Source organism: Pseudomonas sp. MPDS (assembly GCF_013283895.1).
In the GTDB taxonomy this organism is placed as follows: Bacteria; Pseudomonadota; Gammaproteobacteria; order Pseudomonadales; family Pseudomonadaceae; genus Aquipseudomonas; species Aquipseudomonas rhizophila.
This window is the reverse complement of sequence record NZ_CP054128.1, coordinates 3,923,534-3,948,408: the sequence shown is the minus strand read 5'-3', so window position 1 is coordinate 3,948,408 and position 24,875 is coordinate 3,923,534. Positions and strand designations below refer to the sequence as shown.

Annotated in this window: 20 protein-coding genes and 1 pseudogene; 12 read left to right on the top strand and 9 right to left on the bottom strand. The window is 58.4% G+C overall.

Annotation, left to right across the window (positions count from 1 at the left end; all coding sequences use genetic code 11):
- Window positions 1–87 precede the first annotated feature (87 nt).
- Window positions 88–318, top strand: a complete 231-nt coding sequence (locus HQ912_RS17305) for a hypothetical protein (protein ID WP_047227641.1) — start codon at window positions 88–90, stop codon at window positions 316–318.
- A 16-nt stretch (window positions 319–334) separates the two neighbouring features.
- Here the strand turns inward: HQ912_RS17305 and HQ912_RS17300 are convergent, their stop codons facing one another.
- On the bottom strand, window positions 335–616 hold the full coding sequence (locus HQ912_RS17300; protein WP_047227640.1) for a hypothetical protein: 282 nt from the start codon (window positions 614–616) through the stop codon (window positions 335–337).
- Window positions 617–732: 116 nt separating this feature from the next.
- Window positions 733–948, bottom strand: coding sequence for a hypothetical protein (locus tag HQ912_RS17295; protein ID WP_047227639.1), 216 nt, complete (start codon window positions 946–948; stop codon window positions 733–735).
- A gap of 233 nt (window positions 949–1,181) precedes the next feature.
- Between HQ912_RS17295 and galU the strand changes: the two genes are divergently transcribed.
- The 4 genes from galU (at window position 1,182) to ahpF (ending at window position 6,112) form a co-directional block, all read left to right on the top strand.
- On the top strand, window positions 1,182–2,021 hold the full coding sequence (galU, locus tag HQ912_RS17290) for a UTP--glucose-1-phosphate uridylyltransferase GalU (protein WP_047227638.1): 840 nt from the start codon (window positions 1,182–1,184) through the stop codon (window positions 2,019–2,021).
- Window positions 2,022–2,325: 304 nt separating this feature from the next.
- Window positions 2,326–3,684 (top strand): glutathione-disulfide reductase, encoded by a 1,359-nt coding sequence (gorA, locus tag HQ912_RS17285; protein ID WP_047227637.1) that lies wholly within the window; start codon window positions 2,326–2,328, stop codon window positions 3,682–3,684.
- 177 nt (window positions 3,685–3,861) lie between these two features.
- Window positions 3,862–4,425 (top strand): alkyl hydroperoxide reductase subunit C, encoded by a 564-nt coding sequence (gene ahpC, locus HQ912_RS17280; protein WP_047227636.1) that lies wholly within the window; start codon window positions 3,862–3,864, stop codon window positions 4,423–4,425.
- A 124-nt stretch (window positions 4,426–4,549) separates the two neighbouring features.
- Complete coding sequence (gene ahpF / locus HQ912_RS17275; protein WP_047227635.1) at window positions 4,550–6,112, top strand: alkyl hydroperoxide reductase subunit F; 1,563 nt, start codon at window positions 4,550–4,552, stop codon at window positions 6,110–6,112.
- Between the two features lie 197 nt (window positions 6,113–6,309).
- On the opposite strand, the gene gloA is transcribed toward ahpF, so the two are convergent.
- Window positions 6,310–6,831, bottom strand: coding sequence for a lactoylglutathione lyase (gene gloA / locus HQ912_RS17270; protein WP_047227634.1), 522 nt, complete (start codon window positions 6,829–6,831; stop codon window positions 6,310–6,312).
- Between the two features lie 191 nt (window positions 6,832–7,022).
- Here gloA and HQ912_RS17265 point away from each other — a divergent pair, with 191 nt between their 5' ends.
- Complete coding sequence (locus HQ912_RS17265) at window positions 7,023–7,559, top strand: DUF4946 domain-containing protein (protein WP_047227633.1); 537 nt, start codon at window positions 7,023–7,025, stop codon at window positions 7,557–7,559.
- A 91-nt stretch (window positions 7,560–7,650) separates the two neighbouring features.
- On the opposite strand, the gene HQ912_RS17260 is transcribed toward HQ912_RS17265, so the two are convergent.
- The 3 genes and pseudogenes from HQ912_RS17260 to HQ912_RS17250 all read right to left on the bottom strand — a co-directional run bounded on the left by HQ912_RS17260 (window position 7,651) and on the right by HQ912_RS17250 (window position 10,706).
- Window positions 7,651–8,016 carry a histone-like nucleoid-structuring protein, MvaT/MvaU family gene (locus HQ912_RS17260; protein ID WP_047227632.1) on the bottom strand — a complete coding sequence of 122 codons (366 nt, stop codon included), beginning with the start codon at window positions 8,014–8,016 and terminating at the stop codon, window positions 7,651–7,653.
- A 186-nt stretch (window positions 8,017–8,202) separates the two neighbouring features.
- A pseudogene (locus HQ912_RS17255) lies at window positions 8,203–9,781 on the bottom strand (EAL domain-containing protein).
- Between the two features lie 58 nt (window positions 9,782–9,839).
- Complete coding sequence (locus HQ912_RS17250) at window positions 9,840–10,706, bottom strand: LysR family transcriptional regulator (RefSeq protein WP_047227631.1); 867 nt, start codon at window positions 10,704–10,706, stop codon at window positions 9,840–9,842.
- A 189-nt stretch (window positions 10,707–10,895) separates the two neighbouring features.
- Here HQ912_RS17250 and HQ912_RS17245 point away from each other — a divergent pair, with 189 nt between their 5' ends.
- Together HQ912_RS17245 and hppD are read left to right on the top strand one after the other, a co-directional pair.
- Window positions 10,896–11,840, top strand: a complete 945-nt coding sequence (locus HQ912_RS17245) for a DMT family transporter (RefSeq protein ID WP_047227630.1) — start codon at window positions 10,896–10,898, stop codon at window positions 11,838–11,840.
- A gap of 249 nt (window positions 11,841–12,089) precedes the next feature.
- Window positions 12,090–13,166 carry a 4-hydroxyphenylpyruvate dioxygenase gene (hppD, locus tag HQ912_RS17240; protein ID WP_047227629.1) on the top strand — a complete coding sequence of 359 codons (1,077 nt, stop codon included), beginning with the start codon at window positions 12,090–12,092 and terminating at the stop codon, window positions 13,164–13,166.
- A gap of 174 nt (window positions 13,167–13,340) precedes the next feature.
- Here hppD and rarD read toward each other — a convergent pair whose 3' ends face one another.
- Window positions 13,341–14,225 carry an EamA family transporter RarD gene (gene rarD / locus HQ912_RS17235; protein WP_076385322.1) on the bottom strand — a complete coding sequence of 295 codons (885 nt, stop codon included), beginning with the start codon at window positions 14,223–14,225 and terminating at the stop codon, window positions 13,341–13,343.
- A 182-nt stretch (window positions 14,226–14,407) separates the two neighbouring features.
- Window positions 14,408–15,421, bottom strand: coding sequence for an aldo/keto reductase (locus tag HQ912_RS17230; protein WP_076385320.1), 1,014 nt, complete (start codon window positions 15,419–15,421; stop codon window positions 14,408–14,410).
- 338 nt (window positions 15,422–15,759) lie between these two features.
- On the opposite strand from HQ912_RS17230, the gene HQ912_RS17225 reads away from it, so the two are divergent.
- From HQ912_RS17225 to HQ912_RS17210, 4 genes are all read left to right on the top strand, one after another.
- The gene (locus tag HQ912_RS17225) at window positions 15,760–16,896 is read left to right on the top strand and encodes a glycerate kinase (protein ID WP_173407080.1); all 1,137 of its coding nucleotides are present in this window, start codon (window positions 15,760–15,762) and stop codon (window positions 16,894–16,896) included.
- Between the two features lie 145 nt (window positions 16,897–17,041).
- A complete protein-coding gene (locus HQ912_RS17220; protein ID WP_160892839.1) occupies window positions 17,042–18,229 on the top strand; it encodes a pyridoxal phosphate-dependent aminotransferase in 1,188 nt (395 codons plus the stop codon).
- Window positions 18,230–18,371: 142 nt separating this feature from the next.
- Window positions 18,372–21,407, top strand: a complete 3,036-nt coding sequence (locus tag HQ912_RS17215) for a hypothetical protein (RefSeq protein ID WP_173407079.1) — start codon at window positions 18,372–18,374, stop codon at window positions 21,405–21,407.
- A gap of 269 nt (window positions 21,408–21,676) precedes the next feature.
- Window positions 21,677–24,136 carry an autotransporter outer membrane beta-barrel domain-containing protein gene (locus tag HQ912_RS17210; protein ID WP_173407078.1) on the top strand — a complete coding sequence of 820 codons (2,460 nt, stop codon included), beginning with the start codon at window positions 21,677–21,679 and terminating at the stop codon, window positions 24,134–24,136.
- A gap of 58 nt (window positions 24,137–24,194) precedes the next feature.
- Here the strand turns inward: HQ912_RS17210 and HQ912_RS17205 are convergent, their stop codons facing one another.
- A complete protein-coding gene (locus HQ912_RS17205) occupies window positions 24,195–24,650 on the bottom strand; it encodes a hypothetical protein (RefSeq protein ID WP_047227622.1) in 456 nt (151 codons plus the stop codon).
- Window positions 24,651–24,875 lie beyond the last annotated feature (225 nt).

The following is a 24,875-nucleotide window of genomic DNA, read 5'->3' as shown; positions in this document are numbered from 1 at the left end:
AGGCCGGGCATCGGATAAACTGCTGCCCTCGACAAAAAATGCCGCCACGGTCGACGTTGGCGGCATTGTCATTTATGGAGTCAGTCGATGAAGCGCGAGCAGGTGCGTGAGCGCCATGCAGAAGGTCTTATCTGCGCCACCCATGTGATTCAGAACCCGGCGACCCCGGGGGAGTGGATCGTCTTTTTCAAGAAAAGCGCAGGACGCAGCTTTTTTCTGGTGGACGACCAGGACGAAGTTGAATCCTTCAGCCGCCTCGATGACCTGATCGAGATCATCCGCGGCCTGGGGATCAAGTTCGCCGAGATCCACATCTGAGAGTCAGACCACGGGCTTATTTACACACCACCAGGACGCTGCGGCTGGTGAAGTTGCCGACATCCACACCCAGGGTCTTGTCGCTTTCCTTGGCTTGCGGCGTGCCATCGGTACCGACGATGCGGTAGCCGGTGCCGGCGCAGGAGGCGTCAGCCTTTTCATAACAGGTGGCCCAGGAGTTCGCTTCGCCCGAGCAATCGATGGTCAGGCCTTGTTCGCCGGTGTTCAGGTAGGTTTTTTCGGCTGTGGCACAGCCTGCCAGGGCCAGGACTGCAAACAGCGCCAGAAATTTTTTCATGGAATCGTCATCGAGAAGGAAGGGGCTGGCGCGAGGTTATAGCGAATGGCCATTTCGGTACAGATAAACAAAGCCCCGTTCCATGTCCAGGCGACATTTACTTGAGGCTTGTCTCGTTACTTTTTACGACGGGGGCTGCGCGCTGGAGCCGTTTCACGCTCTTTGGTTGCCGGGGCAGCGCGCTCGTCCTGAAACACGGCGGCCACTTCCACCGCCATTGCTTTGCTGGGCAAGGGGCCGGCGACCTGTTCACCGTGGTAGTTGATGATCCACCACTGACCGTCTTTGTCCTGGCTGACCGAATAACCGTTTGCGTTTTTTGTTGCCGACATCTAACTGCCTCATTGGCGGGATCAAGAGCGCCATGATACGTCAAATGCTCGCAAACAGCGCCCATGAGCGTACAGTGAGACCGCTTGGCCCTCGCAATGAAAGATGATTGAACTATCCGCCATTTTTTATTTCTCTATGATGGCATCGGTTGGCCAGCTTGGGCATTGTAAGGTGCCTGCGGCCTGATTAGACTGCGCCGAAACTCGTACACACCGCCTTTTCAAGGACTTATATGATCAAGAAATGCTTGTTCCCAGCAGCCGGTTACGGTACTCGCTTCCTGCCAGCGACTAAAGCCATGCCCAAAGAAATGCTGCCGGTGGTGAACAAGCCACTGATCCAGTACGGCGTCGAAGAAGCCCTTGCTGCGGGCTTGACGGAAATCTCCATCGTTACTGGCCGCGGCAAGCGCGCCCTGGAAGACCATTTCGACATCAGCTACGAGCTGGAAAACCAGATCAAGGGCACCGACAAAGAGAAGTACCTGGTCGGCATCCGCAAACTGCTGGACGAATGTTCGTTCTCCTACACCCGCCAGACCGAAATGAAAGGCCTGGGCCACGCGATCCTGACCGGTCGCCCACTGATTGGTGACGAACCTTTCGCCGTGGTCCTGGCGGACGACCTGTGCGTCAACCTCGAAGGCGACGGCGTGTTGACCCAGATGGTCAAGCTGTACAAGCAGTTCCGCTGCTCCATCGTGGCGATCCAGGAAGTCGATCCGCAGGAAACCAACAAGTACGGCGTAATCGCCGGCGAAATGATCCGCGACGACATCTACCGCGTCCACAGCATGGTTGAAAAACCAAAGCCTGAAGATGCACCGTCGAACCTGGCGATCATCGGTCGCTACATCCTGACCCCGGACATCTTCGACCTGATCGAACAGACCGAGCCAGGCAAGGGCGGTGAAATCCAGATCACCGACGCCCTGATGAAGCAGGCCCAGAACGGCTGCGTCATGGCCTACAAATTCAAAGGCAAGCGTTTCGACTGCGGTGGCGCCGAAGGCTACATCGACGCGACCAACTTCTGCTTCGAGAACTTCTACAAGACGGGTAAGGCGTACTGATCGCCTGCGCCGCACCTTGAAAAACGCCCCGACTGGTTCGGGGCGTTTTTTTGTCTGGATAATGCTCTCACTCCAACAAAACCCCTGTGGGAGCGGGCTTGCTCGCGATGACGCCCACACATCCAGCATCACCACAAGCTGACCCACCGCTATCGCGAGCAGGCTCGCTCCCACAGGTTCTGGCTCAAGTGATCGGTGTTACCCATTTCGCCTGGCTTTTTCATTTCTCGCCCCCATAACCATCGCAACGCTGCCTCGCGTGAAAACAGCAGGTATGCTGATGGCCTGCCGAAGGAGAGAGAAAATGGCCTACGATTTTGACTTGTATGTGATTGGCGCCGGTTCCGGCGGTGTGCGGGCTGCGCGGTTCGCGGCCGGTTTCGGGGCCAAGGTGGCCGTGGCGGAGAGCCGCTACCTGGGCGGTACCTGCGTGAACGTGGGGTGTGTGCCGAAGAAACTGCTGGTCTACGGTGCGCATTATGCCGAGGACCTCGAGCAAGCGTCGGCCTATGGCTGGACGACGGGAGAAGCGAGTTTCGACTGGGCCACGCTGATCGCCAACAAGGATCGGGAAATCAATCGCCTCAACGGGATATACCGCAACCTGCTGGTCAACAGCGGCGTGGTGTTGCACGAGGGCCACGCCAGGCTCACCGGACCCCATGAGGTCGAGATCAACGGCCAGCGCTACACCGCCGAACACATCATGATCGCCACAGGCGGCTGGCCGGTGATACCGGACATTCCGGGCCGTGAGCACGCGATCAGCTCCAACGAGGCGTTTTTCCTCAAGGAACTGCCTAAGCGCGTCATCGTGGTGGGCGGTGGCTACATTGCCGTGGAGTTCGCCGGAATCTTCCATGGCATGGGCGCGCAGACCTCGTTGCTGTATCGCGGTGAGCTGTTCCTGCGCGGCTTTGATGGCGCGGTACGCAAGCATCTGGCCGAAGAGCTGAGCCGTCGCGGCCTGGATCTGCAATTCAACGCGGACATCAAAAGCATCGAAAAACTGGCCGATGGCAGCCTGGAGGTAGAGCTCAAGGATGGTCGCATACTGGCCACCGATTGCGTGTTCTACGCCACCGGCCGGCGGCCGATGCTCGACAATCTGGGCCTTGAACACACCGGTGTCACGCTGGACGAGAAGGGCTTCGTCAAGGTCAACGAAAAGTACGAGACCGCTGAACCGTCGATCCTGGCCATTGGTGATGTGATCGGTCGGGTACAACTCACCCCCGTCGCCCTGGCTGAAGGCATGGCGGTGGCGCGGCGGCTGTTCAAGCCCGAGCAGTATCGTCTGGTGGATTACCGGATGATCCCCACGGCTGTGTTCAGCCTGCCGAATATTGGCACGGTCGGCCTGACCGAAGAGCAAGCCAGGGAGGAGGGGAAGGAAGTCCAGGTGTTCGAAAGCCGCTTCCGCCCGATGAAACTGACCCTCACCGACTGCCAGGAGCGCACGCTGATGAAGCTGGTGGTGGATGCCCGCACGGACAAAGTGCTGGGCTGCCACATGGTCGGGCCGGATGCCGGGGAAATCGTCCAGGGGCTTGCCATCGCGCTCAAGGCTGGCGCTACCAAGCGTGATTTCGACGAGACCATCGGCGTACACCCGACTGCCGCCGAGGAATTCGTCACGATGCGAACTCCCGTAGCGTCCTGATCCTTGGGACCCACCTATGGCGAGCGAGCCCGCTCGCCATATTAGGTTTTCTTCTATCTATTAAGCGGCTGATAGCCAAAACCAATCATTCACATCAGGTTTGCCAATGAGCCTGCCGGGGGATGAGTGGTTAAGATTCACGTCATCAACTTTTCAACCCCTGACGGAGAGTCATCAATGCCTATCATCAACAGCCAAGTTAAACCGTTCAACGCTACCGCTTTCAAAAACGGCGAATTCGTCCAGGTTTCGGATGCCGATCTGAAAGGCAAGTGGTCCGTGGTGTTCTTCTACCCGGCCGACTTCACCTTCGTTTGCCCAACCGAGCTGGAAGACCTGGCCGACAACTACGCTGAATTCAAGAAGCTGGGTGTCGAAATCTACAGCGTCTCCACCGACACTCACTTTGCTCACGCTGCCTGGCACAACACCTCGCCAGCCATTGGCAAGATCCAGTACACCATGATCGGTGACCCGACCCACGTCATCTCCCGCAACTTCGACGTGCTGATCGAAGAAGTTGGCCTGGCTGACCGCGGTACTTTCGTGATCAACCCTGAAGGTCAGATCAAGATCGTTGAAATCAACGACGGTGGTGTAGGCCGTGACGCTTCCGAGCTGCTGCGCAAGGTCAAGGCTGCTCAGTACGTTGCTGCTCACCCGGGCGAAGTCTGCCCAGCCAAGTGGAAAGAAGGCGAGGCCACTCTGGCTCCGTCCCTGGACCTGGTCGGCAAGATCTAAGTCTGTGAGTCATCCGAGGGCGATCCGCTCTTAATCAAGCAAGCCGCTTCGCCCCAAAAAACGCCCGGGCGAGATTCGCTCGGGCGTTGTTTTTTCTGAAATTCAAAAAATGGAAATCGCCCGTATGTTGGACGCCAATCTTAAAGCTCAGTTGAAGTCATACCTGGAACGGGTCACCCAGCCGATCGAGATCGTCGCCTCCCTCGACGACGGTGCGAAATCCCAGGAAATGCTCGCGTTACTCAAAGACGTTGCCAGTCTGTGTGACCAGATTACCTTGCTCGACAACGGCACCGATGCGCGCAAGCCTTCGTTTTCGTTGAATCGCCCAGGAGCCGATATCAGCCTGCGTTTTGCCGGCATCCCCATGGGCCACGAATTCACTTCGCTGGTGTTGGCCTTGCTGCAAGTCGGCGGTCATCCTTCCAAGGCCAGTGTCGAAGTCATCGAACAGATTCGCTCCCTTGAAGGCGAGTTCAACTTCGAGACCTATTTCTCGCTGTCCTGCCAGAACTGCCCGGACGTGGTCCAGGCCCTGAACCTGATGGCGGTGCTGAACCCGAATATCCGCCACGTCGCCATCGACGGCGCGCTGTTCCAGGCCGAGGTCGACGAACGCCAGATCATGGCCGTGCCGAGTGTTTATCTCAATGGCGTGAACTTTGGCCAGGGCCGCATGGGCCTGGAAGAAATCCTCGCCAAGATCGACACCAGTGGTATCGAGCGCCAGGCTGAGAAGATCAGCGCCAAGGAAGCTTTTGATGTGCTGGTGGTGGGCGGTGGCCCAGCCGGCGCTTCGGCGGCTATCTATGCGGCCCGCAAGGGCATCCGCACCGGTGTCGCGGCTGAGCGCTTCGGCGGTCAGGTGCTCGACACCATGGCCATCGAGAACTTCATCTCGGTGCAGGAAACCGAAGGGCCGAAATTGGCCGTCGCCCTGGAAGAGCACGTCAAGCAGTACGACGTGGACATCATGAACCTGCAACGCGCCGATGCATTGGTACCAGGCAAGGATGGCGCGCTGCACGAAATCAAATTCGCCAGTGGTGCGAGCCTCAAGGCCAAGACCGTGATTCTGGCGACCGGTGCGCGCTGGCGTGAAATGAACGTGCCGGGCGAGCAGCAATACCGCAACAAGGGCGTGGCGTACTGCCCGCACTGCGACGGCCCGCTGTTTAAAGGCAAACGCGTGGCAGTGATCGGCGGCGGTAACTCCGGCGTGGAAGCGGCCATTGACCTGGCCGGTATCGTAGCCCACGTCACTTTGTTGGAGTTCGACGTGCAATTGCGTGCCGACGCGGTATTGCAGCGCAAACTGCACAGCCTGCCGAACGTGACCGTGATCACCAACGCCCAGACCACCGAAGTGACGGGCGATGGCCAGAAGGTCAATGGCTTGCGTTACAAAGACCGCCCAAGCGGTGAAGTACGGGACGTGGCGCTGGAAGGGATCTTCGTGCAGATCGGTCTGTTGCCTAACACCGATTGGCTCAAAGGCACCGTCGAGCTGTCGCCACGCGGCGAGATCATTGTCGATGCCCGCGGTGAAACCTCGATCCCGGGTGTGTTCGCCGCCGGTGACGTGACGACTGTTCCGTACAAGCAGATCGTGATCGCCGTAGGCGAGGGGGCCAAGGCTTCGTTGAGCGCCTTTGACCACCTGATCCGTACCTCCGCGCCGGCGTAAACAGATAGCCGATAGCGGGAAAAACAAAACCCCATGAGCCCAGTGCTCATGGGGTTTTGTTTTTTGGATCACGCATTACCCTGTGGGAGCGAGCCTGCTCGCGATAGCAGACTGTCATGCGCTGCCGCTATCGCGAGCAGGCTCGCTCCCACAGGGGGCTGTGGGATTTTTATTGCCCACACACCCTACGGTGGCGCTTACAGCGGCGCAGGCTGGATGATTTCAACCCAGTAGCCATCCGGGTCCTTGATGAATGCCAGGCTTTTCATGCGACCGTCGTTCAGGCGCTTCTGGAAGTCGCAGCCCAACGCTTCGAAGCGCTCGCAAGCGGCCACGATGTCCGGGACCGAGATGCAGATGTGGCCGAACCCGCGTGGGTCAGTGTTGCCGTTGTGGTAGGCGAACGCCGGGTCGCTTTCGGTGCCGTGGTTGTGGGTCAGCTCCAGGATGCCGGGGATGGATTTCATCCATTCGGTGCGCTGTGCAGCGTCGGCCGGAATCTGGCTCTTGTCCACCAAGGCGAGGAAGTACAGGCTGAATTCGGCTTCCGGGAAATCGCGTTTTTCCACCAGGGAAAAACCCAACACCCGGGTGTAGAAATCCAGGGACTTGGTGATGTCCTTGACCCGCAGCATGGTGTGGTTGAAGACGAATTTGGCCGTGGCGGTATCGGGTTGGGCGGTGACGCCAGGGAAAGTGTTGAGTTCGTGCAGGCTCATGGGCCCTCCGGAAAATAAGTGGGGCAAACGGCATCGCAACTTTGCTGCGACGGTCCTGGGCTTGCGCTAAACGGCTTCCTTGCAGGTGCACCCATGATACGCAAGGGGCGCGGCATCGCCAAACGCCTCTGGCTATTGCTTGCCTGGGCGGCGGGCTTCAGACTTTACGAATCGTCCTTGAGTGCAATGCAATGATTCGACCGTTCCTTTCGCTGTTTGTCCTGCTGCTGGCCGCGATGGCAAATGTCGCTGTCCAGGCCGCCGAACCGCAGGTCGCCTGGCCCCCAGGCTGGGTCATCGAACCATTGCCCTCTGATGCTGGCACCTCGTCGGCAGCGCCGGGAACGACCCGGCAACGGGCGACAAAGAGTGATTCAGCGGGCACGGCGGTGATGGTCATGGAACTGACCACGACGCCCATCGAGCCGGGTCATCAAGTCAACTTGCAAGGCGTGTTACTGGAAATGCGCAAATCAATTCAAAAGGACTTTTATCAGAGCGGTTATCAAAGTGTCTGTAATAAGATTCATTCTTCGATGTTGGGCGACGTTGCCGCACTGGAGACCACTTGCACGATCACGCAAAACGGTCGGCACGTGTTATCTCAGACACTCGTCGCTGCACTAAAGGAGGGCAGGGCTAATGTGCTGTCCTATGCGGGGCAGGCTCAGGAGTTTGTAGAAAACCAGGATGAAATACAGTCGGTACGAAATAGCCTGAAACTATAAAGCCCTCGGTATTAGAACTACTTAATCCAGAAATCCTGCCCCATAAAAAACCCTGAGCAGGCTCAGGGTTTTTTTCATTCGGCCAGTTTTCTCAGCTGCGCAACCAGGCGTCAACGGTTTTTGCACCGTACTGTTCTTTCCAGGCTTTCAGGCCTCGATGGTTGCCGCCTTTGGTTTCGATCAGTTCACCTGTGTGCGGGTTCTGGTACACCTTGACCACTCGCGCACGGCGGGTTTTGACAGGCTTGGTCGATGGCAGGCCCCCCTTGGCCGGGTTCGGGTCGAGAATCGCGATGACGTCGCGCAGGCTCTTGCCGTAGGTTTTCATCAGTCCCTGGAGCTTCTCTTCGAATTCGATTTCTTTCTTGAGCCCGGCATCATTCTTCAGCTTTTCCAGCTGCTTGAGCCGCTCTTGAAGGTCCTGTTCTGCTTTACGAAATTCAGCGAGTCTGGACAATATCGTTACTCCAATCAGAATATTTGGCTGATACCAACCGCAAACAAAGCTATAAGCCAAGTGCCTTGAAGCGACTCGGTGATAATGACGCTCCTGCTATTAGCCACAGGTAAAAAAATTGTAGTAGTGAAACCCACGGGTGTAAATCGTAACTTTTTCGTTATGTAACAAGGGATGCGAATTTTATCAGTCCGACTGTGGTTGTCCGTGGAGGGACGTAGCACCAGGGCTTTCAATGACGGACACCGCCGCAATGAAATCCGCGCCACTCATCGGGCGACCAAATAGATAACCCTGCAAAAAGTTCACCGTGAGCGGCCAGATAGTTGCTTTGTTCAACGGTTTCGACCCCCTCGGCAACGATACCCAAGTCCAGCTTGCCCGACAGTTCGATGATGCTGTCAAGGATGTGCCGTGACAGGGCATCGACGCCAATCATGGCAACAAAGCTCTGGTCGATTTTCAGGAAGTCCACGTTGAACTGGCGCAAGTAGCCCAGGCTGGAATGACCGGTGCCGAAGTCGTCGATTGCGATCTTCACCCCCAGTTCACGCAGGTGCTGGAACAGCTGGTGAGTGGTGGGTGTCGGTTCGATCAGCTCGCGCTCGGTCAGTTCCAGCACCAAGGTAATGACCCCCGGTGGGAAGGCCTCCAGGAACTCGCGGCAATCTTGTACCAGTTCCAGACTCTGACAGTGGCGAGCGGTGATGTTGATGCCGACGTGAAAAGGACTTTTCAGTTGCGGGACCAAGGGCGATAGCAAGCGCATCGTTTGCTGCATCAATGCCCGGGTCATCGGCACGATCAAGCCGCTGTGTTCAGCAAAGGGAATGAACAGGTCCGGCCGCACCAGGCCTTCCTTGGGATGGTTCCAGCGCATCAGCACTTCGACCCCGGCCCAACGTTTGCTGTCGCCCTGCACGACCGGTTGCAGATACGGCACGAATTCCCCGGCCTCAAGCGCGCGTTGCAGCTCATGGCTGGGGGATGAGGCGCGTTTTTGCAGCCAATAGCCGAGCGTTCCGGCGATGACACCGAAGAAGATCAGCAGGCTGAACAGCGGCGGATACTCACGGGCCATGTAGCGCCAGATTTCCCCCTCATCGAAGCCGGCTTCAACATTGAAGGCATAGCGCGATGAGGTCAGGTTGCTGCGGGCGACCGGCAGCGCGGGCAGGGGCGCTGCTCGGACCTTCCCGTCCGCGGTCAGCCAGTTTGGCCCGACTTGCAGCAACAACCGGGTTTCGCCGCCGATCAGACGCAAGACATTGGCCAGGTGATAACCGTCCAGCGTTGCCAATGCCCCTTGCCGCCCTTCATTGAGCCGGTAGATCAGCAGCGCGGTGTCGGGGGTGATCGGGTTGCCGTTCATGAGCCACAAGGTGCCCTGATGGTAGGCGTTCGGATCAACCGTTTCCTCGAAGGCGCCAAACAGCGAACTGCAATAGAGGATGTTGTCCCACACCAGGTTGGTCGAACGGACGAATGGGCGACGCGTCACCTGTTCGCGCAAGGCCAGTTTCACCGCTTCGCAGAGCTGGCCGGCCAGAGGCAGCAGTTCGCGCGCCGCCAGGGCGGTGTTGTCGAGCATCAGTTCGATCTGCCCGATCAACTCTTCGCTGGTCTGTCGGCTCTGTTGCTCCAGTGTCCGTTCGGCCTGCAGGTACAGAATGCCCAGCCCTGACAGTATCGGCAGCACGCCGCAGAGCAGCGTGATCAGGTTGCGACGGGGCCGCTTGCGCAAACGAGTGGCGGTCAATGGCATCTGCATAACCTGTGAGGGCTTGAGGAACAGCTTCGATAGTGTATTCGGTTGCCGGTGATCAGACTGACTGCCTCGCCAGCTCGATAAATGCCAGGGTGGCAGGCGAGGCCTGTCGGCTGTCCAGTACCGCCAGGCCTATCTGACGCGGAACCTGCGGCGACAATGGCCGCGTGACGAACCGTGGGTTGTCGCCGCCCGGCAGCGAACCTTCGGACACCAGGGTCACGGCCTCGCCGCGGCTGACGACATCCAGGGTACTGAGCAGCTGCGAACAACGATAGCGCACGTTCGGGGTGAGCCGGGCTGCGTTGAACAGGCGCGAAACCAGTTCAGAAGAACCGGCCTCGGTAAGCACGAACGGGTCGGTGCACAGGTCCTTGAGACTCAGGCTGGCTTGGGCAGCGAGGGGATGGGCGGTGGGCAGCACGGCGACCATCTGGTCTTGCATCAGCGCGAACGTGTCGAAACGGTCTTCGGGCAGCACCACGAAACCGACGTCGATCCGCCGTTCATCCAGCCACTGGATGACTTGCCGGTCCGGCCCTTCGTCGATGTGCACTTCGATCCCCGGATGCAGAGCCCGGTAACGTTGCAGGATGGCGGGCAACAACTTCATCGACGAAGTCGGACCGAACGAGCCGATGCGCAGGGTGCCTCGGCGCATGCCCCGCGCATCGGCGGCTTCCTGGCGCAGGGTATTGGCCAGCCCGAGCATGGCCCGGGCGCGCAGCAGCAACTGCCGGCCAATGTCGCTGGGTTCGATGAGGGTCTGATGACGTCTGAACAGCTCTACGCCCAACTCCTGCTCCAGCGATTTGATGGCGTGGGACACCGCTGACTGGCTGATGCCCAACCGCGTCGCCGCGGCGGTGAAACCGCGTAGCTCGGCGACCTGGGAGAAGATTTCGAGTTGGGTGAGGGTCATGAGGGAATACTCATTTTACGATGATCAAGCATGAGGCGAACAATAGAGTATCTCAAGCGCACTTTCCTGTGGCGAGGGAGCTTGCTCCCGCTTGAGTGCGAAGCGCTCATAGAAAAGGGCCGCTTCGCAGCCCAGCGGGAGCAAGCTCCCTCGCCACGGGTAGTCGTTTTATTTCAATGTGGTGAAACCATGAAAACCCTCGAACAATCCGTTCCAACCCCTTCGGACCTGCCGGTCTACCTGAAACTGGCCATGGTCACCATGATCTGGGGCGGCACCTTCGTTGCCGGCAGGATCCTTTCCGATGCCCTGACCCCGCTGCTCGCCGCCAGCCTGCGGTTTCTGTTGGCCAGTCTCGCGCTGTTGCTGTTTCTCGGTCTGGCCGGGATCCCGCTGGCCAGGCCCAACCGCAAACAAGGGCTGCAATTGGCGGCGCTGGGGTTCTTCGGGATCTTTTTCTACAACCTGTGTTTCTTCTATGGCTTGCAGTACATCAATGCGTCGCGGGCCTCGTTGATCGTGGCCTTGAATCCGGCGGTGATAGGACTGGCGTCCTGGTGGCTGTTCAAGGAACGGCTGAGCCGGGCGAAAGTTGCGGGCATCGTGCTGTGTATCGGCGGGGCGGGGCTGGTGATCGTCAGTCGCGATCCGTCCTTGCTACAGAGTGCAGGGCAGGGCTGGCTGGGCGATCTGCTGATTTTTGGCTGCGTGCTGGGCTGGGGCATTTATTCCTTGTTTTCCAAAAACCTGAATGAAAGCCTCGGGCCTTTGCAAACCGTGACCTGGTCGATTCTGCTGGGCACCTTGATGTTGTGGCTAGCCTGCGCGGCCGCAGGCGAAGTTCGCGTCGAAGCATTGCGCGGGCTGGACATCCGGCAATGGTTGAGCCTGCTGTACTTGGGCGTGCTGGGGTCGGCGTTGGCCTATATAGCCTGGTACGACGGCATCCGTCGGATTGGCGCGACCCGTTCCGGCGTGTTCATCGCACTCAACCCGTTGACCGCTGTGCTGTTCGGGGCGCTGCTGTTGGACGAGCGGCTCACCGTCTTGATGGGTGTAGGTGCGGGGCTGATCCTGACGGGGATTTTCCTGTGCAACAAACCCCTTGCGCGGTCGCCGCAAAAGACGATTTGATACCGAAGGCGGACAAACATGGTTACGCTGTGTAGAATCGAGTTACGCATATAAGAATAAACGTCTTCTGGCAGCAGAAGCCTCGCCCGCAAGAGCCTTGGGTCGACAATGAAGATATTCGGGTTTCAACTGATCTACGGCGATTTCCTCGCCCGCACCGTTCGCGGCATTTCCTGCGCGCCACCGCGTGCCCTCAGCATGGCCGGCAACTAACGCTCCGTTAATTGATAAGCATGATGAGGCGCCAACATGGCAGATCTATACGAAAACCCGATGGGCCTGATGGGCTTTGAATTCATCGAATTCGCATCCCCCACACCCAATACCCTGGAGCCGATCTTCGAGATCATGGGCTTCACCAAAGTGGCCAGCCACCGCTCCAAGGACGTGCACCTGTATCGCCAGGGCGCGATCAACCTGATCCTCAACAACGAGCCCCACAGCGTGGCCTCGTACTTCGCCGCCGAACATGGGCCGTCGGTGTGCGGCATGGCATTCCGGGTCAAGGATTCGCAACAGGCCTACAAGCGCGCCCTGGAACTCGGCGCCCAGCCGATTCACATCGAAACCGGTCCGATGGAGCTGAACCTGCCGGCAATCAAAGGCATCGGCGGCGCGCCGCTGTACCTGATCGACCGTTTTGGTGAAGGCAGCTCCATCTACGACATCGACTTCGTGTTCCTCGAAGGCGTTGACCGCAACCCGGTGGGCGCGGGCCTGAAAATCATCGACCACCTGACCCACAACGTGTATCGCGGGCGAATGGCCTACTGGGCCGGCTTCTACGAGAAGCTGTTCAACTTCCGCGAGATCCGTTACTTCGACATCAAGGGCGAATACACCGGCCTGACCTCCAAGGCCATGACCGCCCCGGATGGCATGATCCGCATCCCGCTGAACGAGGAATCGTCCAAGGGCGCCGGGCAGATCGAAGAATTTCTGATGCAGTTCAACGGTGAAGGCATCCAGCACGTGGCCTTCCTGACCGATGACCTGATCAAAACCTGGGACCAGCTTAAAAGCATCGGCATGCGCTTCATGACCGCGCCGCCGGACACCTACTACGAAATGCTCGAAGGTCGCCTGCCGAACCACGGCGAGCCGGTGGATGAACTGCAAGCGCGGGGCATTTTGCTGGACGGCGCTTCCGAACAGGGCGACAAGCGTCTGCTGTTGCAGATTTTCTCGGAAACCCTGATGGGGCCGGTGTTCTTCGAATTCATCCAGCGCAAGGGCGACGATGGCTTCGGCGAAGGCAACTTCAAGGCGTTGTTCGAGTCCATCGAGCGTGACCAGGTGCGGCGTGGTGTGTTGGCTACTGAGTAAGAGCTGAGGCAACAGACAACCCGTGCGGCGTAACTGCCGTACGGGTTTTTTATTGGCCAGCAGATCCCAATGTGGGAGCGAGCCTGCTCGCGATCGCGACCTTTCAGATACATCAATGTTGAATGTGCCGCCGATATCGCGAGCAGGCTCGCTCCCACAAGGTCCGTGTAAGTTTCAGGTCCGGCGTCGCTGGCGCATCAGATGCTTGAACCCTTCGAGCACCAGCACTGCCACGGCCAGCCAGATGGGAATGTAGGTCAGCCATTCACTGGCCTGGATGCTTTCTCCCAGCAGCAGGGCAACGCCCAGCAGCAACACCGGTTCGACATAGCTCAACAGCCCGAACAGGCTGAACGGCAGCAACCGGCTGGCAACGATGTAGGCCACCAGCGCCGAAGCACTGATCACCCCGAGCAACGGGATCAGCAGCGACAGCCAAGGGTACTGGTCGAAAACAGCGAAACCCTGCTCCCCATTGTGTACGAACCAGAGCGCCAGCGGCAGCATCAGGGTCATGTCCAGCCACAACCCGCCCAGGTTGTCAGTCCCCAGGCGTTTGCGCAGGATGAAGTAGATCGGATAACCCACCACCACCAACAGTGTTGCCCAGGAAAACCCACCCACCTGGTACAACTCGTTGACCACGCCGAGGGTGGCGAAGAACACGGCGATTTTCTGCAGGTAGGACAGGCGCTCGCCATAGACGAGGCGCCCGGTCAGAACCATCGACAGCGGCAACAAAAAATACCCCAGCGACACGTCCAGGCTGTAGCCGTTGAGGGGCGCCCACATGAACAGCCACAGCTGCGCGCCCATCAACGCCGAAGACGCCATGGCACCGAGCAACAGACGCGGCGTGGCGATCAGGCGCCGACCGAGCGCCGTTACCAGGTTCCACTCCTTTGCCACCAGCATGAACACCGTCATGCAGGGCATCGTCAGCAGCATGCGCCAACCGAAGATTTCCACGCCGGTCAGCGGCGAGAGCAGGGAGGTGTAGTAATACATGACGGCGAACAGCACAGAGGCCGAGACCGATAGAACGATGCCTTTGGACACAGTGGTTCTCATGAGGGTGATCATCGACACCCGGACTTGTGACTGGAAAATTTATCTGTGGCGCATGGCCTGTGGGAGCAAGGCTTGCCCGCGATGAACGATAACGCGGTTCAGCCCTTGAACCGCAGCGCGGCCATCGCGGGCAAGCCATGCTCCCACAGTGTTCGTCGGAGTCGACGAAGTTATGACGTACGCGCCACACGCCCCGGTACGAAGTGGCCCACGTCATTGAAGCCTGGCGTCGAGGCATGCCCCGGGGTCACCAGCGAATCGATGAAGGCTTCATCTTCGGCCGTGATCGTCACCGACTGCGCCTTGGTGTAGCCATCCCATTGTTCCTCGGTGCGCGGTCCGACGATCGCCGAGGTGACAGCGCGGTTGTTCAGCACCCAGGCAATGGCGAACTCGACAATGCCCACGCCGCGTTCCTGGGTGTATTGCTGGATCTGTTGGGCGATGCGCAGGGACTCGACCCGCCATTCGGTTTCCAGGATGCGTTTGTCCTGGCGACCGGCGCGACTGTTGGCGTCCGGTGCCACGTCCGGTGCGTACTTGCCACTGAGCACCCCGCGGGCGAGGGGGCTGAAAGGCACCACGCCGAGGCCATAGTTCTGCGCGGCGGTGATCTGCTCGGTTTCGGCCTGGCGATTGACGATGTTGTACAGCGGTTGGCTGATCACCGGCCGGTCGATGCCCAGGCGGTCGGCGATTCGAATCACCTCGGCGATACGCCAGCCACGGTAGTTCGACAGGCCCCAGTAGCGGATCTTGCCCTGACGAATCAAGTCACCGATGGCCGACACCGTGACCTCAAGCGGGGTGTTGTGGTCTTCGCGGTGCAGGTAATAGATGTCCAGGTAATCGGTGCCCAGGCGCGTCAGGCTGGCCTCGATGCCATTGAAAATGTGCTTGCGACTCAGGCCGCTGCGGTTGGGGACACCATCTGGTGGGCCGAAGCCGACCTTGGTGGCCAGCACCCATTCATGACGGTGACTGGCAATCGCCTCGCCGACGATCTCTTCGGAACGACCGTTGGTGTAGACGTCTGCGGTGTCGATGAAATTGATGCCCTGGTCCCAGGCCTTGTCGATGATCCGCAGCGAATCCTCGGTGCTGGTCTGTTCGCCGAACATCATGGTGCCCAGAGTCAATGTCGAGACTTGCAACCCGGAATGGCCTAGCGTGCGGTAGCTCATGACAAGGTCCTTTTATCGATGGGAAAGGCCCAATCAAACCCCAGAACAACCGGGCGTGGCAAACGAAAAGATCGCAGGCCACGCTCGACCCCTTACACTCCGGACAACAACCCACGCACTCGATAGAGATTTGACAGGCAGACCGCTATCGCGAGCAGGCTCGCTCCCACACTGATCTGCCTGGGCCACAGGTTTCAGCTAGCCCGGATCCCTGTGGGAGCGAGCCTGCTCGCGATGAGGCCATCAGCCTCGACAACGAGGTTGATGGCAACCCGATTGCGTGAACTTGAACAATTGCGCTCAACTGCCGTGCCGTGCACTGGAACCGGAGAATAAGTATGAAAATAGTCATCGCCCCCGACTCGTTCAAGGACAGCCTGAGCGCCCAGGGCGTGGCCGATGCTGTCGCCCAAGGCCTGGCCCAGGTCTGGCCGGATGCGCAGTTGATCAAGTGCCCGATGGCCGACGGCGGGGAGGGCACGGTGGAGTCGGTGCTGGCGGCCTGCAACGGGCAGTGGCGGCGCAGTTGGGTGAAAGGTCCGCTGGGGGACAGCGTCGAAGCGCGTTGGGGTTGGTTGCCCGACAGCCACACCGCGATCATTGAAATGGCCGAGGCCAGCGGCTTGCAGCTGGTACCTCCTGGGCAACGTGATGCCTGTTCCAGCAGTACCTATGGCACTGGCGAGCTGATTCGCGCCGCCCTGGACGAAGGCGCCGGGCGCGTGATCCTGGCCATCGGCGGCAGCGCCACCAACGACGGCGGTGCCGGCGCGATGCAGGCCCTGGGCGTGGCCCTGCTGGATGAACACAACCGACCGCTTCCACCGGGAGGCCTGGCCTTGGCCGACCTGGCTCGCATCGATTTGAGCAAGATGGACCCGCGCTTGGCCCAGGTCAGTTTCGAGATTGCCGCCGATGTCGATAACCCGTTGTGCGGACCTCACGGCGCTTCAGCGATTTTCGGCCCGCAGAAAGGGGCATCCCCTGAGCAGGTACAGCAACTGGACCAGGCGCTGGGGCATTTCGCTGAACACTGTGCCCAGGCGTTGAACAAGGATGTACGCGACGAACCGGGCAGCGGCGCCGCCGGAGGGCTGGGGTTCGCCGCCAAGGCGTTCCTGGGCGCGCAATTTCGCACCGGCGTGGACGTCGTCGCCCAGTTGACCGGGTTGGCCGAGGCGATCAACGGCGCTGACCTGGTGATCACCGGCGAAGGCCGTTTCGACGCCCAGACCTTGCGTGGCAAGACCCCCTTTGGCGTGGCGCGCATCGCCCGCCAGCATGGCGTACCGGTGGTGGTCATCGCCGGCACGCTGGGGGAGGGTTATCAGGCGCTGTATGAGCACGGCATCGAAGCAGCCTTTGCCCTGGTCAGCGGGCCGATGACCCTGCAGGAGGCCTGTGGCGACGCGCCACGCCTGCTGACTGAGCGAGCCCGGGACATCGCCCGGCTTTGGCGAGTGGCCGCCCGATAGACCAGTGGGAGCAAGGCTTGCCCGCGATACAGGCGTTGCGGTCTCCCAGGAATCGAGTAGCCCGTATCGCGAGCAAGCTTTGCTCCCACGGCGTTGAATTTGAGATAGGGTTGAGGCTGGACTTCGCGCAAAACAGGAGTGGTACATGCGCTTTTCAGATTTGACCCGCCGCATCACCGGCGACGGCGCCGCCGCGTGGCAGATTCACGACCGGGCATTGGCCATGCGTGAGCAGGGCATGGATGTATTGCTGTTATCGGTGGGCGACCCGGATTTCGACACCCCTCGCGCCATCATCGACGCCGCTGTGACCAGCCTGCGCGCCGGAGACACGCATTATTCGGACGTGCGCGGCTTGCACACCCTGCGCGCCAGCATTGCTCGGCGCCATCGCCAGCGTTGTGGCCAGCCGGTAGGCGCCGGGCATGTCACCGTGTTGCCGGGGGCGCAGTGTGGGGTCTATGCGGTTGCGCAATGTCTGCTCAACCCCGGTGATGAAGTGATCATCGCAGAACCGATGTATGTCACTTACGAAGCCGTATTTGGTGCCTGCGGAGCGAAAGTGCTGCCGGTGGCGGTGCGCCCGGAAAACGCTTTTCGGGTTGACCCGGCCGACGTCGCCCGGCTGATTACCCCCCGTACCCGGGCGATGCTGCTCAACAGCCCGAACAACCCATCCGGCGCCAGCCTGCCGCTGTCCACCTGGCAAGCATTGGCGCAGTTGTGCATCGAACATGATCTGTGGCTGATCAGCGATGAGGTCTACAGCGACCTGCTGTACGAAGGCGAACACATCAGCCCGGCCAGCCTGCCGGGCATGGCCGAGCGCACCGCGACGATCAACAGCCTGTCCAAATCCCACGCCATGACCGGTTGGCGCATCGGCTGGGTGATCGGTCCCGAACCGCTGGCCGAACATCTGGCCAACCTGTCGTTGTGCATGCTGTTCGGTCTGCCGGATTTCGTCCAGCGGGCGGCCCAGGTGGCACTGGAGCAGGACTTGCCTGAAGTGGCGCAGATGCACGAGGAGTATCGCCAGCGTCGGGACCTGGTGTGCGCCATGCTTGATGGCTGTCCCGGTCTCAAGCCTGTGCGGCCCGATGGCGGCATGTTCGTGATGGTCGACGTACGCCCGACCGGCCTCGGTGCCCAGGCATTTGCCGAGCGGCTGCTGGACGGCTTTGGTGTGGCGGTGCTGGCGGGCGAGGCGTTCGGGGCGAGCGCGGCGGGGCATATACGGATTGGCCTGGTGGTTGGCCAGCCACAACTCAAGGAGGCCTGCCATCGGATCACCCGTTGCGCGGCGGGAACACTGGAGCAAGCCCAAGCTTGATTGTCTTCTCTGGCAAAAGGCAGCCACGGTGATCAGTCCGACGAACGGCCGTCAGACCTGTCAGATCTGACAGTAGGCGTCACCGGCAAATCCGCATCTAATTTCTCCAGGCCAGACCAATCCAGGCTTTGGAGAATTGTGAATGTCTTCGTCAAGTAAAAGTGGAAGAAATATCGGTGTCCTGGCAAGACCTTTGAGTATTGAAGGGGTCGGCGCAGACAGCGTGCTTCCGCCAGAAGCTTCCATCGTGGGCGCGAAACTATTCATTCCGGAGTGGGAGGCTCCGTCCCAGACAACCGGTAAAAGTGACTTGCTGGAAGTGTGGGTGGTGCCGCCGGGTTCCCCGATTGAAATACGGTTCTACAGCAACTTCTTTCCTGTGCCGGTGGTCTTTCCGGATTTTGTTCTATTGCCGCCGCAATACCTTCAAATAGAGGGGGATATTCGCCTGCGTTATCGGGTGACGACGGGGGATGATGGAAACGAGGATACATCCTCCCCGCAAGTGTTCATTGTCAAACGGCCTACTCCTGTGAATCTCGCCGAACCAGATTTTCCCAGCGCTACGTTATGGGGCTATCTCAATTGCTCTTCGCAGCCGAAGTTATGGGAAAGCATATTCGTTCATGTTCCCGCTCAACCAGGACGGTTCGCCAAGGATGATGAGTGCGTCCTGAATTGGGAGGGTTTTACCACGCTCAATGGTGTAGGCCCGATCCCGGGTACAGCGCTGCGCTTGCCTAAGTTATTGACCCAGGAAGAGGCCACGTCCACGCAGGGATTCGATTTCGTATTGGGCAGCGATAAATATGAACAGTACATAAAGCCGATGGAACGCAATGCATCGGCTTTGGCCAGTTACATGCTGTATCGAAACGGCAACGCATTGGGAAAATCACCACCTGGGTTGGTAAAGATCGATCGAATCATCCCGGGCGAGGCGCGTCCCTGTGGCCCAGGTAGCGTGGCGGGGTTGGGTTCAGATACCGAGGGCGCCTCAGCGTTTCATGAAGTTGGCAATTCAATGAATCAATCATCGATGGAGTCTACAAACATGAACACACAGGTTAAGTCAGGTGGTGGTGTATTTGCCGAATCTCCAGTGATTGTCGGTCAATTGGCGGATGGCCGGCTCACCTATCAACAGCTCAAGACAGATCGACGGCTCAAAGTTGAGCTTGCGGACATCGACGATAAAGTAAGAGGGGGGGCAAGGATAACCCTTCATTTATTTCCACGAGGTGAAGTCGCTGACCCCGACCCCTATGTTACCACCTATATAGTTGCAGAAAAAATAAGGGCCGATGAGGCAGGAGATGTCTGGACGTTCCCGATAGAGTTTGATGTACCGGTCGATAGCCTGGTCGATGTATTCGATATCGCTGGTGATTACGCCGCGTACGAAATGGCGTTTGTTCTGGAAGACGATGACGGTAACAGAGACACATCGAGCCCATTTACCGACGTCCTCGTTGATTTGACCGCGCCGTACCAAGGGCAGCCAGGCCAAGGTAACGGGACGGGCCCCCGGCCCGCACAGTTAACCTTGGGCGCTACGCATCCCGAAAACATTGACGACGCATGGCTGAGTGACCCCGCCAATGCCAACGGCTTGGACTTCACTATCCCCAATGCCTATACAAAGTTCGAACCGCTGAATGATACGGTCAATTTCTATATCTCGACTGAAGCAGACTTCAGCCTAATGCAAGCTGAAACTCCGGCTTTTAGCGGTCCTTTGCCTGCCACTGGGATCATCAATATTCCGCGCACTTTTCTGGCCGGGCTGGCCGAGGGAGCATATTATTATGCCTACAACCTCATCGACCTGCCGGGCAATATCAGTAACAACTCAGTCATCATCTTTGTGTTCAATCGGGTCAAGGCGCCTGCACCCATTCTCAGTGTTCCAAGGATTCCGGTGACCAATGGTAACGTGCCTATTAGCTTCTCGACGGTAGCGCCGCCCACCCGGGCCATTATGGAAATCGACCATCCGCTTAACGCCCTTGCCCGTGATCGAATCATTCCCTATATCCAATCGGCCTACGATCTCACTCCGGTGCCGGAACAAGCCATACCTGATCCTCCAACGCCTGGGACATTGAGGTTCAACCTGGACTATGCAACCTTGGCCCCACTCTTCGGGGACGAGAATAAAGACAGTGAAACCCAGATTGAGTACTGGTATGAACTGAGTCGCTCTACCATTCCCCTCAATCCGGTTTCGGCGCCCATGCAATACGCGACGATCGACTTTTCCTATGCCGGACCGGAAAACCCCAATGTGCCAGATCTGGAGAACCCCAACATAGATCCGGTGGTGGTTCAAGGCGCAGGCACCACTCCCCCCCCTCCCAATACCTTGGGGCCTGATCAGGCAGGTTTGGGCGCCGCCATGAACTGGCCCGTTTGGACTGACACCAATCGGCCCGTCACAGGCCGTGAAATCGTCAAGTTCTACTATCAAGGCAAACAGGTTGGCGGCCCAGTGCCTGTCCGGGTAGGTGCTACAACGGTCACGACACCATTGCCTTGGGGAACGATTCTGGCTGAGGGGAACGGCACGGTGGCTGGTGGCAACGCCCGTGAGGCCTACATCACCATCGAATACCCCGGCAGTGACAACGTGATGAAACAGACGCCAACGACCAAAGTCGATGTAACGGCTATCGTCATCAACTTGCCCGCCCCACAAGTTGTCGTATCGGCATACAGAGGTGCAAACGGTTCGGTGGTGCCGGAACGAATCGAGACCTTGATCAATTGCCCGAGCCTCAACCATCCGGCGGTGCCTGATGGCCCCATGCCTCCCTATATGCCACGCAATCTGCGAATCCGCATCCGGCGAGACCCCAATATTCCATCGGGTGCCACGGTGGCATTGGTATTCGAAGGGCGCGAAACCGACGCAGTGGGGGCGCCGGCCATTCCCAATACTCGCATTACGGATTCAGCGGTCATGCCGCCGACCGGCGACCTGGACTTCAGGCTGGATGACTACGCCAAAATACGCGAGATCCAGTTGCCGAGCCCAGGAGCAGGGGTACGCCCTCCCTTTAGATATGCCCATATCGCTTACACGGTCAATGGTATCGAATCAGCGGCCACCCTACGCGTGTCCCTCCTGAACTCCAGCCTCGTGTATTGCGAAGTGGAGCGTCCAGAGACGCCTTGATGTGGCTTCAACTACAACTTGATCTCGCTGCAGATACAAACAGTTAATGACGACAGTTGTTGTCGTCTTTAACTGTTGAAGCGAGATTCCGTAGATTCAGAAGTAGAGATCCCACATTTAAATGGGAAAAGTCGTATGCATATGCGGATTTATCCTACATAGCGATGAATAGATAAACACTAGTCTGGCGACCGTTTTTTATTCCGGCTCGCGCTCATTGAGTCGGACATTCGTTCCTGAAGGAATGTCATCTTGTAGGACTCATTAATATGTCGTCTAAGTCTGTATTTTCCTATCGCAAGACAGCTACCAGCGTGTCGGCCTTGTTGTTCATGCCGCTGCTGATCAATCCATCGCTGGCCCAAGCTGGCACTGTTCCCGCTGGGCAAAGTCAGGCTATTGACGTTAATACCCCGGTGGAAACCTGGACCGTTGAAATCGGCGCCACGTTAACAGGCTCGGGGGCCTCGACCTTAGGCATCACCGGCGTTGCGGGTGCCACGGTTAACCTGACCAACTCCACGGTCACCCCTGACGGAGTGAATGGCCTGACCCAGGGCATTGCGCTGACCAACGCCAGTGCGACGTTGAATAACTCCACGGTGACCAGTGCTCAGGGAATTGGCATATTAGCCGCACGTAATATCAACAGTGCTGGCGGCTCGCAGGTCACCTTGGGTAACAACAGTGTGGTCCGAGGCTTGGTGGGAGGGCTCGCTGGCAACCGTTTCAGCGACCTGACTGTTCAGGACTCCACGGTGGAGGGCACCGGCGCCAACAGTTTCGGGATACGTCTGCATGAGGGAGCGCTGTCCGCCAGCGGCAGCACGATCACTGGTGGCCTGAACGGGTTGATCGTGGGCACCGATGCCAACGCGTCAACGGTCATCCAGTCGTCGATCGTGCTGGACAGTACCCAGGTAGAAGGTCAAAGCGGTTCGGCCATTGTCGTCGGCTACAGTCCGGCCAATATTCCAGGTGTGGCCAACATCGAGGTCCGCAACGGTTCAACCCTGATCGGCGGGAACGGTACGTTGCTGGAAGTGCGTACCGGTGCCGCGGCTGATTTACTCGTCGACAACAGTACCTTGGCCGGTAATATCGTGGTGGATGAGGGTGGTTCGGGTAACGTCGTCCTGCAAAACGCGGCGGCGTTGACCGGTGATATGCAAAACGTCACCAGTGCGACCCTCAACAATCAGGCGAGTATGACGGGTAATGTCCTCGGCGCCTCGAGCGTGGTGATCAACAACGCCTCTACGCTCACCGGCAACTTGCAAGATGTCGCCAATGTCTCGATCAACAACCGCAGCGTAATGGTCGGTGATGTAATGGGCGCTGCCGACAGCGTGTCCAATCTGACCTTGGATAACGGCGCCAGCCTGACCGGCTTGGTAAGTGGCGTATCCAATTTCGCCATCAGCAATCAGGCGTTGTGGCAGATGACCGACAGCCAGGCGGTGAGCAATCTTACGCTCAACTCTGGCGGGACCGTTCGGCTGGGGAGCAATCAGCAATATTTCCAACTGGACGTGGCCAATCTGGCGGGTAATGGCAGGTTCGAAATAGGCACCGACTTCAATCAGGGCATCAGTGACCTGCTGAATATCACGGGCAGCGCTACCGGCAATCATCAGTTGTTGGTCGCCAGCACCGGTCTTGATCCGGTCAATGATGACTCGATCAAGGTGGTGCAGAGTGTCGCCTCAGGCGCCCAGTACGATCTGGTCAATGATCGCGTGGATGTCGGCGCTTATACCTACCGCTTGGTGAAGAACGGAGATGACTGGTATCTGCAACCTGATAAGGATGTGATCAGCACACCGACCCGTTCGGTCATGGCCATCTTCGGTACTGCGCCCACAGTGATCTATGGCGAGATGGCGTTGTTGAACACCCGGATGGGCGATCTGCGGGTCAATGGCGGCCAGACGGGTGGCTGGATTCGTTCGTTCGGTAACCGATACAGCGTCACCACCAACGCTTACGGCAACGGCTACAGTCAGAATCAACACGGCATCTCCCTGGGGGTCGATACCCCGGTGCAGATCGCGGGCGAACGGGTGTTGCTGGGTGTATTCGCCGGTTACAGCAAGTCGAACCTCGATTTGAGCCGTGGCAGCTCAGGCGAAATCGACAGCACCTCCCTGGGTATGTACGGCACTTGGCTGGGTGATAGCGGTTACTACCTGGATACCGTCGCCAAGCTCAACCATTTCCGTAACGACGCCAAGGTGACGATGAGCGATGGCACCAGGACCAAGGGCGGCTACAACAACCTGGGGGCCAGTGCGTCGGTGGAGTTTGGTAAACACATCGATATCAAGGATGGCTACTATGTGGAGCCGTTTACTCAGTGGCAGATGGCGACAGTGCAGGGCAAGGATTTCAACCTCGATAATGGTTTGAAGGCGGACGCCGACACCACGCGATCCATGCTGGGCAAAGTGGGTGTGACGCTGGGACGGGGTATGACCCTGGACGATGGCAGCGTACTGCAACCGCATATTCGCACCGCGGTGGTCCAGGAGTTCGCCAAGCACAACGAAGTTCGAGTCAACAACAACAAGTTCAACAACGACTTGTCCGGTACCCGGTTCGAAGTGGCGGCGGGAGCCTCATGGACATTGAGCGATCGTTGGCAGGTGCATGCCGAACTCGATACCAGCAAAGGTGACAATGTCACCAAGGACATCGGTTTCAATCTGGGCGCTCACTACTCATTCTGAGTCATGTAAAAAAGGGAAGCTTCGGCTTCCCTTTTTACGTGATGTTGGCAGCGAACTATCAAGCCTTGAGCACCTGGAACTGGCCTTTGAGCAGCATGGTTTGTCCATTGGTTCCCGGCAGTTCTAGATCAACATTGAAGTTGCCCCTTACGTTCCCCTCCGAGGCCGGTACCAATTCAATGCTGCCGGAAATACCTTCGTAAATAGTGGTGGACTCCTTGAGGCTGAAGCCCACATCATCCCGTGTTTTCAACTCATAGCTACCCGGCTCGAAATTTGCCGGAATGATGATAATGAGCTCACGAGTGGAAGTGATTGTCGCCCTCGTCTTTTTTTCTTCCCGATCAATGGCGGTAATCACCACGGCTTCCGTTCGCGTGATACCTGCCTTTTTCTTTTCGATCAGCCGAGAGGTGGCGACAAACTCGGGGAAGTCTTTACCATTGGTGGAGAAAGCTGACGCGGTGACATAGTTGCCGGGGGCAAAGCTCAATTGATAAGTGGCAGCATTCATGGATTCGGTCTCCGTTGCTAGAACTAAGGTGTCCAAAGGCCGTGTTGACCCTAATGCTGGATGAACTCTAGAGAACGCGTTTTTCAAAGGCTTGTAAACTGTCATTCCTGACAGTTTACAAGCTCTTTTATTTATGATTTTTTGAGTAGCTCTCAGGCGGGCTGACTCTTAAATGTGCTTGTGCCCTGGAGTGGCGAGGGAGTTCTTTGGCATGGTGCTTCTCCG